General features: G+C 54.9%; 4 protein-coding genes and 1 pseudogene. 2 read left to right on the top strand and 3 right to left on the bottom strand.

What is annotated here, in order from left to right:
• Nucleotides 1-99 precede the first annotated feature (99 nt).
• Nucleotides 100-1,659 (top strand): annotated as a pseudogene (locus Q1Y74_RS03545) (ATP-binding protein); the annotation flags it as partial.
• Between the two features lie 349 nt (nucleotides 1,660-2,008).
• Here the strand turns inward: Q1Y74_RS03545 and Q1Y74_RS03540 are convergent.
• The 3 genes from Q1Y74_RS03540 to Q1Y74_RS03530 all read right to left on the bottom strand — a co-directional run bounded on the left by Q1Y74_RS03540 (nucleotide 2,009) and on the right by Q1Y74_RS03530 (nucleotide 6,105).
• The gene (locus tag Q1Y74_RS03540; protein ID WP_300812357.1) at nucleotides 2,009-3,556 is read right to left on the bottom strand and encodes an MFS transporter; all 1,548 of its coding nucleotides are present in this window, start codon (nucleotides 3,554-3,556) and stop codon (nucleotides 2,009-2,011) included.
• A 146-nt stretch (nucleotides 3,557-3,702) separates the two neighbouring features.
• Nucleotides 3,703-4,659, bottom strand: coding sequence for a 5-dehydro-4-deoxy-D-glucuronate isomerase (kduI, locus tag Q1Y74_RS03535; RefSeq protein WP_300812356.1), 957 nt, complete (start codon nucleotides 4,657-4,659; stop codon nucleotides 3,703-3,705).
• Between the two features lie 24 nt (nucleotides 4,660-4,683).
• A complete protein-coding gene (locus Q1Y74_RS03530; RefSeq protein WP_300812355.1) occupies nucleotides 4,684-6,105 on the bottom strand; it encodes a PTS transporter subunit IIC in 1,422 nt (473 codons plus the stop codon).
• A 313-nt stretch (nucleotides 6,106-6,418) separates the two neighbouring features.
• Between Q1Y74_RS03530 and Q1Y74_RS03525 the strand changes: the two genes are divergently transcribed.
• Nucleotides 6,419-7,636, top strand: a complete 1,218-nt coding sequence (locus Q1Y74_RS03525) for a glycoside hydrolase family 88 protein (RefSeq protein WP_300812354.1) — start codon at nucleotides 6,419-6,421, stop codon at nucleotides 7,634-7,636.
• The last annotated feature ends 2 nt before the right edge of the window (nucleotides 7,637-7,638 follow it).

Genomic DNA, 7,638 nt, shown 5'->3' with positions numbered 1-7,638 from the left:
ATAATTATATGCTATCGTTTTGATTTTCACACTATAAAGATACATATAATTGAGCATTCTAACTAATTTTCAGGCACATTTCTTATCCAAAACTCAGGTAATAAGGAAAAGGAAATGCACGAGGCAAAGATACAGTTCTTTACCATGATAGCCCACGAGATACGCACGCCGGTCTCGCTGATTATCGGCCCGCTGGAGAAAGTGCTGAAGGCACAGGTGGCGCTGCCCGAATCCGTGCGCAACGACCTGAATGTGATAGACCGCAACAGCCAGCGGCTGCTTTTCCTGGTCAATCAGCTGTTGGATTTCCGTAAAGTGGAGCAGCAGGGCATGAAGCTGAAGTATTCCGAGCAGAACATCTATCAGCTGCTCAAGTCGGTTTGCGAGCGGTTTACGCCTTTCATCACCCAGTATGGCGCCACGCTGAAGCTGGAGTGTCCGGACGAAGGATTTACGGCCATGATTGACTACGAGGCCATCACCAAGGTGGTGAGCAACCTGCTGACCAATGCCAGCAAGTATACGAAGGACGAGGTGACGGTATCGTGCAGCCTGGCTCCCGACGGGCATACGTTCACCATCCGCGTGGCCGACAACGGCATCGGCATCAGCAAGGAGGAGCAGAAAAAGATATTCAACCCCTTCTATCAGGCAATGGAGAACAAGCCGGCCACGGGCATCGGGCTGAGCATTGTGAAGAGCATCGTCGACCTGCACAACGGACGGATAGAAGTGCAGTCCGAGGTCAATGAGGGTTCCGTCTTCAGTGTCATCCTGCCCACGGAACATGCCGAGGCCGCTTCTCGCCAGGACCGGCCGGCCGAAGAGCCGAAGGAACCTGCCGTGAGCGAAGAAGAGGTGCAGCCGAAGGAACAGGCCTCCGGAAAGCCTGTGATGCTGATTGTGGACGACAACCGCGAGATGCTCGACTTCCTTTCGAGCAGTTTCACCGACAAGTACACTGTGCTGAAAGCCGAAGACGGGGTGGAGGCGCAGGAAGTGATTGGCAAGAATGACATTTCGCTGATTGTATGCGACTGGATGATGCCCCGCATGAACGGCATCGAACTGTGCCGGGCCGTGCGTGCCAACTGGGCAACCAGCCACATCCCGTTCATCCTGCTGACGGCCCGCACCGATACCAACTCGAAAGTGGCCGGCATGGACTGCGGAGCGGATGCCTATATCGAGAAACCTTTCTCGGTGCAATATCTGATGGCCTGCATAGACAACCTGCTGGAGCTGCGCAACCTCTTGAGGCAGAAGTTCTCGAAGATGCCGCTGGTGCCGCTGAACAGCATTGCCAACAATACGGTGGACAACGAGTTCCTGACCCGTATCAATGCGGTTATCGAGGAAAACTTCTCCAATCCGGAACTGACGGTCGACTTCCTGGCCGAACAGATGGGAGTAAGCCGTTCCGGGCTGTTCAGCAAAGTCAAGGTATTGGCCAACATCACTCCCAATGAGCTGATTCAGGTCATCCGCCTGAAGAAGGCGGCGGCACTGCTGGCCGAGAACAAGTACCGCATCAACGAAATCTGTTACATGGTAGGCTTCAACACGCCTTCCTACTTTGCCAAGTGTTTCCAGAAACAGTTTGGTATGAAACCGGGCGAATTTGCCAGCCGGAAGCAGGAGGAGGAGAAGCCCGTCTGACGGTTGCGGCGCCTCTTTCGGACCATGCAGGCATCGTCCGCGCACCATGCAGGCATCGTCCGCGCACCATGCAAGCATCGTCCGTGGACCGTGCAAGCGTCGTCCGTGGACCATGCAAGCATCGTCTGCCGACCATACGGGCATCCAATGAACAGGATGCGGCTGTCTGCCTCGGAGCGTCGGAAGGCTGTCCTCACCCCGCTGTAAGCATGGATGCTGCGCGTCCTTCCGGCGGAAGCTGAATATAAAGGAAAAGGGTGTGTCTGCTCGCTTTTGCGTCAGACACACCCTTTTCACATCGGACCGGGGATTCAGTCTCAGTCCCTTATCTGTTTCCCGGCGGAGCGGGTCAGTCCACTACGATGGGTTTGTACTTCGGAACCAGAATCTTCATGATGCACCAGCCGATGAGGTAAGCCACGGCACAGATGCAGAAGATGATGAAGTAGCCTGCGGGTTTGCCCTCGAAGCCCATGAACTCCATGGCGGGACGGGCGAACTCGGCGCCTTGTGCCAGCAGGGCTTTGGTCATTTCCACCTCCTGACCGTCCACGATGGTGGTGCCGGCGGCGTAGGTGAAGAGCATGCCCGAGCCTTTGTTGATGAGGTAGGAGCCGATGCCGCCTGCCATGCCGCCCAGGCCGATGATGGTGGCTACGGCACTGTTGGGGAACATGTCACTGCCCACGGAGTAGATGTTGGCCGACCAGGACTGATGGGCGGCGCCGGCTATGCCGATGATGATGATGGGGAACCAGTAGGAGTACTCGCCCAGCGGCTGTGCGAACAGGGCCAGCAGCGGGAAGAGGGCGAAGATGAACATGGCGCGCATGCGGGCCGCGTAGGGGTTCATGCCCGTCTTGTTGATGATGATGGTGGGCAGCTTGCCGCCGTAGATGGACAGCATGGTGATGGCGTAGAGCACGAATATCAGCAGCTGTGCCGTTCCGCTGTCCGAGGAGAAGCCGTAGACGTCGGAGATGTAGGCGGGTGTCCAGAAGAGGAAGAACCACCAGACGCCGTCGGTCATGAACTTGCCCACTGCCACGGCCCATGCCTGCGGATACTTCAGGCATTCCCAGAGGCTCATCTTTCTTTCTTCCTTGACGTTTGCGGCGTTCTGTGTGCCGTTGGCCTGTCCTCCTTGTTTGTCCAGATTGATGTAGGCCAGTTCGGCTGCGTTCACGTGCGGATTGCCTTCGGGCTTCTTGTAGGCGAATACCCATACGCCCATCCAGACGAAGCCCAGCGCACCGATGACGATGAAGGCCATTTCCCAGCCGTTGCCGATGCCGATGCTCTGGAAGTACCGGGCCATGGACGGAATGGTGACGGGGGCCACGAGGGCGCCCACGATGGAGCCGGCGTTGAAGATGGAGGTGGCGAATGCGCGGTCTTTCTTGGGGAAGTATTCGGCGGTCACCTTGATGGCGGCGGGGAAGTTGCCCGCTTCGCCGATGCTCAGCACGATGCGTGCGGCAATGAAGAAGTAGACGCTGGTGATGGCGATGGTGGCGGCCGTCGCGCCGGTGGCGGCAATCATTTCGGCGGCATTGTGGATGCCTACCACGTGTTCGGTGGCCCAGCCGCAGACGGCATGGAGGCAGGCGCCGAGCGACCAGATGAAGATGGACCACAGATAGCCTTTCTTGGTGCCCATCCAGTCTATGAACCGGCCTGCAAACAGGTTGGCCACGGCATATACCAGTGAGAAGATGGCGGTGATGTCTCCGTAGTGGGCGTCGGTCCAGTGGAACTCGGGGGCGATGAAGTCTTTCCACGTGAGGGAGAGGACCTGACGGTCCAGATAGTTGACGGTTGTCGCGAAAAAGAGCATGGCACAGATGGTCCAACGGTAGTTGGTCATTTTGGCCGTCGCGTTCTGAAGATTGGTCATGATAGTAGATTTAATTTTGTTTAGCGTTACAAAGATAAGCGATAGGGCTGCTTTGTTGGTGTATTTTTTGGTGTAATCTATGGATTAAATGATAAAAGCGGGCTATGAATGTTGCATTCATGCCCGCTCTTTCCGTTATCCGGTTGTCATTTCATATCCGTATATTTGATTTCGTCCTTGTCGCTGTATTTCAGGTTCTCGCCTGCCATACCCCAGATGAAGGTATAGTTGCGTGTTCCGGCAGCTGCGTGGATGCTCCACTCGGGGGAGGTAACGGCCTGTTCGTTGTGCAGCCAGAGCAGGCGTTCTTCCTGCGGCTGTCCCATCAGGTGGCAGATGGCGTTTCCTTCTTCAACGTTGAAGTAGAAGTAGGCTTCCATGCGGCGTGTGTGGGTGTGGGCAGGCATGGTGTTCCAAACGGAACCCGGAGCCAGTTCGGTGAGCCCCATCTGCAGCTGGTTGGTACCGCCGTTCTTCACTCTTTCCAGCACGTCCTTCACGATGAGCTGGTTCACTACGCGGTCGTTGCTGTCTTCCATTTTGCCGTAGTGGTCTGAGATGGCCAGCGCATATTTCTTGGGTTCGGCCTTCTGTGCCTTGGCGTCGGTGGTGATCAGCTGGGTAACGAATTGCTTGTAGGCGGGAGCCGAGTTGATGTAGAACTTGGCAGGCTTGGTGGCGTCGTTGCTCTTGAAGGTCACTTCCTTGTTGCCGCAACCCACGTAGAGGGCTTCTTTATATTTCATCGGATATTCCTTGCCGTCTACCGTCACTACACCGTCGCCTCCAATGTTGATGACGCCCAGTTCGCGGCGCTCTAGGAAGTAGGTGATTTCGGGACCCAGTTCGCGGAAGGTTTCCAGCTTCAGCACTTTGTTGACGGGCATCACGCCACCGTAGATGAGGCGGTCGTAGAGGGTATAGGTGAGGTTGATTTCGTCCGGTGCCATAACCTTCTCCATGATGAAGGAGTTGCGCAGGCGCTCGGTGTCGTAGTGCTTCACGTCGTCGGGATGACAGGCTGTCTGCACTTTGTAGTTCATTTGGGCATTGGCTGCAATGGCAGCTGCTCCCAGCATAAATGCGAATGCTAATCTTTTCATAATGCTCTTGTTTTATTGGTTTTTTTATTTGTTTTCGCTTGCTTCGGCTGCTTTTCTCTGGAATTTGAGGATGGCGCGGCGGTTCCAGATCATCAGGAACAGCGTGAATGCCACCAGAATGGCAGAGCCGATATATTTAAAGGTGTACGTCAGGTGGAAGATGGACCACGAGAACAGGCTGGAGGCGAAGTCCAGGGCACCGCCTTCAAAGCCGTCGGGTATCTTCAGCGCGCCGTCGGGGCTTCCCTTGGCTTCGGTCATGGCGTAGGCGTCGTGGGCGGCCTTGGTGAAGTAGGGGGCCAGGTCGGTCACGAAGTAGAGGCCCACCGTAAGGGCTACCAGGCCGATGATGAACGACTTGAGCACATTGCCTTTGGTGATGGGCAGTACCAGCGGGAACAGGTAGAACATGCCCGCCAGCGATGCCAGCGGCAGGAACTCGTTGCCGGGAAGGATAACGGCCAGCAGGAGGGTTACGGGGATGAGCAGCAGGGAAACCACCAGCGTAGTGGGGTGGCCGATGACCAGTGCGGGGCTCATGCCGATGTTCAGTCCTACGGCACCTTTGAATTTGCGGGCAATCATTTCGCGCGTTGCGTCCGAGATGGGTTTCAACCCTTCGATGAACAGAGCCGTGATGCGCGGAATCAGTTCCATGACCGCACCCATCTTGATGCCCAGTTCCAATATGTAGGGTATTCTGTCTACCAGTTCTTTACTGTCCTTGCATGAAAGGGCTGCAATGCCGCAGCCAATCAGCACGCCGAGGAACAGGGGTTCGCCCAGCAGACCGAACTTTTTCTTCATGCCTTCGGCGTCAATGTAGAGTTTGTCGAAGCCGGGAATCTTGTCCAGCAGCTTGTTGATGATGACGGCGAAAGGGATGAATCCGGCGCAGAACGGTTGCGGGATGGAGATGCCTTCCATGTTGGCGTAGAAAGACTGGAACTTCTTGGCGGTATAGTCGGCGGCAATCAGGGTGATGATGTAGCAGATGATGGCGGCAAAGAAACCCCACCAGATGCTGTCGCTGGCAAAGTAAACTACGGCTCCGATGAAGGCAAAGTGCCAGTAGTTCCACAAGTCGATGTTTACGGTACGGGTGGTCTTGGTGAGCAGCATCAGGATATTGACGCCCAGGCAGACAGGGATGATGAAGGCGCCTACCGAGGTGTTATAGGCTACGGAGGCGGCTGCAGGCCAGCCCATGTCGAATACTTTCAGTTGGAGGCCGTAGATTTCCACTACTTTATTCAGTGCGGGGCCCAGGCTGCTGGTCAGCAAAGCGGTGACAATTGAAAGCCCGACGAAACCGACACCCACCAGCAGACCGCTCTTGAAGGCCTTGCTGAACTTGATGCCGATGCATACGCCCAAAATTGTAAAGATAATAGGCATCATCACTGCTGCTCCCAGGCTGATGATGTAACCGAAAACTTGTTCCATTCTCTTGTGATTTAGTTTATGTAATTGATAATGTTTTATCTCATAGTATGCCTTGAAAGCCGTGCCAAAAATAAGACCTTTTCGCCAATTAATCAAATGCAAAAATCATAAATATTAGTAATGTGGACGTTTTTGGCACATTTTTATGATATTGTGTACGAAATATCCTCGTTTTCGTACACGAAAACGCTCGTTCTCGTACACGAAAACCAATTAATACACCTACTTCATTGAAAAATGCACGTGCTTTTCGGGCTAAACCGCTATTTTTGTTGCATAAAATTAAGGTCTAATACAAATAAGAAATTATCTCATGAAAATGTACATTTTTTGTAAGGTTATCTTGCTGGCTGTACTGGCTTTTCTTTCGACGGAGGCAGGTGCCCAACGCGTGAGCTGCGACAATCCCTGGTCGGTACGCATGGCTGAGTCGGAAATGGTGCGCTGGCCCGAGTCGTGGCAGTTGGATTTTCAGCCGAAGCTGAAGTGGGACTATTGTCACGGGCTGGAATTGCAGTCCATGCTCGATGTCTACGACCGTTATGGCGACAAGAAGTTCTATGATTATGCGCTGGCCTATGCCGATACGATGGTGAATGCCGACGGCACCATCAAGATGTACAAGCGCGAGGAGTACAGTCTGGACCGTGTGAATTCGGGCAAGTTCCTGTTCCGCATCTACGAGCAGACCAAGGACGAGAAATACAAGAAAGCCATCGACCTGATGCGCAGTCAGTTCGACGGCCATCCGCGCAATGCCGACGGCGGCTTCTGGCACAAGAAAGTCTATCCCAACCAGGTGTGGCTGGACGGCGTCTATATGGGGGCGCCCTTCTATGCCGAATACGCTTTCCGCAACAACCAGGTGGAGGCCTATGCCGATGTGGTCAACCAGTTCCTCATGGCAGCCCGCCACACCTACGACTCCTCCAACGGGCTGTATCGCCACGCCTGCGACGTAAGCCGCAAGGAGCGCTGGGCCGACCCCGTGACCGGTCAGTCGCAGCATTGCTGGGGACGTGCGCTGGGCTGGTATGCCATGGCCTTTGTCGATGCGCTCGACTTCATACCCAAGCACGAGGCGGGGCGCGATTCCATGCTGGTTATCTTCAATAATATAGCCGCGCAGGTGAAGCGCCTGCAGGATGCCAGGACGGGTGTCTGGTATCAAGTGCTCGACAAGAGCGGCGCTAAAGGGAACTATCTGGAATCCTCCTGTTCGGCAATGTTTGTCTATGCGCTGTTCAAGGGCGTGCGCAAGGGCTACATCGACCCTTCTTATCTGGACGTGGCCGTGAAAGGTTATAAAGGCATCCTGAAAGAGTTCATTCGGGTGGACAAGGACGGGCTGGTGAGCATCACGCAGGCCTGTGCCGTGGCCGGGTTGGGCGGAAAGAACTACCGTTCGGGCGACTACGACTATTACATCAACGAGACCATCCGCGACAACGATGCCAAGGCCGTGGGTCCCTTCATCCTGGCCAGTCTGGAGTGGGAGCGTCTTCAGGACGTGAAGAAAACCGTCAAATAAGG

Origin of the sequence: uncultured Bacteroides sp., assembly GCF_949298305.1 — a bacterium.
Lineage (GTDB): Bacteria > Bacteroidota > Bacteroidia > Bacteroidales > Bacteroidaceae > Bacteroides.
The sequence above is the reverse complement of the archived record's forward strand: the minus strand, read 5'-3'. Positions and strand labels throughout refer to the sequence as shown.

Bases quoted from the DNA above. Each gene is read 5' to 3' on its own strand.
- Q1Y74_RS03540 (WP_300812357.1), bottom strand. From the start codon at position 3,556: ATGACCAATCTTCAGAACGCGACGGCCAAAATGACCAACTACCGTTGG.
- kduI (WP_300812356.1), bottom strand. From the start codon at position 4,659: ATGAAAAGATTAGCATTCGCATTTATGCTGGGAGCAGCTGCCATTGCA.
- Q1Y74_RS03530 (WP_300812355.1), bottom strand. From the start codon at position 6,105: ATGGAACAAGTTTTCGGTTACATCATCAGCCTGGGAGCAGCAGTGATG.
- Q1Y74_RS03525 (WP_300812354.1), top strand. From the start codon at position 6,419: ATGAAAATGTACATTTTTTGTAAGGTTATCTTGCTGGCTGTACTGGCT.